The sequence below is a fragment of the Quyinboa ferrireducens genome (assembly GCF_042436675.1).
Lineage (GTDB): Bacteria > Bacteroidota > Bacteroidia > Bacteroidales > UBA5342 > JBHJHP01.
This window is the reverse complement of the sequence record NZ_JBHMVA010000074.1, coordinates 1-1,063: the sequence shown is the minus strand read 5'-3', so window position 1 is coordinate 1,063 and position 1,063 is coordinate 1. Positions and strand designations below refer to the sequence as shown.

Here is a 1,063-nt window from a genome sequence, read left to right as displayed (position 1 = left end):
CCACAGGCTAAAAGAAAAATTGTCAATATGTAAAGAATCTTCCTCATTTAAATGTGTGCTAACGTTCCCGCGGTATGGTGTCGTGCGGTTGACTGTCCCACGAAGTGGAGACTGTCAAGCCGAGAACGACGGCATACGGAATGTGGGTTTGCAGGTTAAAATAATACCGCATGCACTATGACCGCGTGTTGCCCACAGTTAATCTTTATCATTTTTTTATAAACTCGATAAATTCTATCCCAAACTGAGTTATGCTCATCATTTCAAAAGGATCTGTATCAATCCTTCCAATTCCCCAGTCTATTAGCAGTCCTTTAGAGTAAAGTCTTTGTTTATAAAAGCCAAATTTCTGGTTATCAATATTGTAGAAATCCGATTTCCTATATTTGTCTAATTCCGTATGTTTTGTTTTAATTTGCTTTATTTCCAAGGATAAACTGTCAAATTCCTTTTTATATTTTGATTCGATTACTATTATAGTTTCTTGATCCATTTTTTTCTTGACTGTAGCTAATTTAGCTGTAAGCTGATCTAAATTTTTTCTTTCAGCGTCATATTTTGTATCAAATTCCCTATGGTGATAGAGTATAATAAGTTCTTCTTCTGAAAGTGTAGTTATTAAATCTAAATATAGGTCAATTAATTCTGTTTGTTCAGTTGGATTTTCTAGTTCTTTGAGCAAAATGTCTTTAAAACGTATAAGTTTTAAATCAGATTTTGTCTGGACAACTCTTCTTAACACTGATTCAAATAGGTCATTGAAATTTTCAGTTTTTATGTTCTCTATTTTGACATTTGCATCTTCGGTAAAAAACTCTACCAAAATTTCAATAAAATGGTTTAAACGATTTTGCTTAATTCTGCCATTGTATTCAAAAAATAACTCATCAAGTAATGCGCCTCCATATGGGATAACTCCGAATATTGATTTGGCTGTACTTATTACAATTTCTTTATTCGTGTCTTTCATTTTTATAATTGTGGGCAACGTTCCCGCGGTATGGTGTCGTGCGGTTGACGGTCCCACGAAGTGGAGACTGTCAAGCCGAAAACGACGGCATAC

The 1,063-nt window shown here is 34.3% G+C and carries 1 protein-coding gene; it reads right to left on the bottom strand.

Features of this window, described 5'->3' with window-relative positions; genetic code table 11:
• Window positions 1-208: 208 nt before the first annotated feature.
• On the bottom strand, window positions 209-970 hold the full coding sequence (locus ACE01N_RS20470) for a hypothetical protein (RefSeq protein ID WP_380592938.1): 762 nt from the start codon (window positions 968-970) through the stop codon (window positions 209-211).
• Between the last annotated feature and the right edge of the window lie 93 nt (window positions 971-1,063).